Below are 1,060 nucleotides of genomic sequence, written 5' to 3' on the forward strand. Positions count from 1 at the left end.
TCGTAACCTAGACAAGCACCCCTTCTCCCGAAGTTACGGGGTCATTTTGCCGAGTTCCTTAACGAGAGTTATCCCGATCACCTTAGGATACTCTCCTCGCCTACCTGTGTCGGTTTGCGGTACGGGCACCTCTCTCCTCGCTAGAGGCTTTTCTTGGCAGTGTGAAATCAGGGACTTCGGTACTTATGTTCCCTCCCCATCACAGCTCAAGCGTCCGGTGGACGGATTTGCCTATCCACCACTCTCGCTGCTTGGGCGCGTCATTCCAATCACGCGCTTCCCCTATCCTCCTGCGTTCCCCCATTACTCAAATGGAGAGGAGGTGGTACAGGAATATCAACCTGTTATCCATCGCCTACGCCTTTCGGCCTCGGCTTAGGTCCCGACTAACCCTGAGCGGACGAGCCTTCCTCAGGAAACCTTAGGCATACGGTGAAGAAGATTCTCACTTCTTTTTCGCTACTCATACCGGCATTCTCACTTCTAAACGCTCCACTAGTCCTCACGGTCTAGCTTCAACGCCTTTAGAACGCTCTCCTACCACTGTCCTACGGACAATCCGCAGCTTCGGTGATGTGTTTAGCCCCGGTATATTTTCGGCGCAGCGTCACTCGACCAGTGAGCTATTACGCACTCTTTAAATGGTGGCTGCTTCTAAGCCAACATCCTGGTTGTCTAAGCAACGCCACATCCTTTTCCACTTAACACATACTTAGGGACCTTAGCTGGCGGTCTGGGCTGTTTCCCTTTCGACTATGAACCTTATCACCCATAGTCTGACTCCCAACGATAAGTCATTGGCATTCGGAGTTTGACTGAATTCGGTAACCCGATAGGGGCCCCTAGTCCAATCAGTGCTCTACCTCCAAGACTCTCACGTTGAGGCTAGCCCTAAAGCTATTTCGGAGAGAACCAGCTATCTCTGTGTTCGATTGGCATTTCACCCCTACCCACACCTCATCCCCGCATTTTTCAACATACGTGGGTTCGGGCCTCCAGTCAGTGTTACCTGACCTTCACCCTGGACATGGGTAGATCACACAGTTTCGGGTCTACGGTG

Annotated in this window: 1 rRNA gene; it reads right to left on the reverse strand. The window is 52.1% G+C overall.

Annotation, left to right across the window (positions count from 1 at the left end):
• Positions 1-1,060 (reverse strand): 23S ribosomal RNA (locus tag BMY57_RS16220); the annotation flags it as partial.

Origin of the sequence: Piscibacillus halophilus (assembly GCF_900110685.1) — a bacterium.
Classification (GTDB): domain Bacteria; phylum Bacillota; class Bacilli; order Bacillales; family Alkalibacillaceae; genus Piscibacillus; species Piscibacillus halophilus.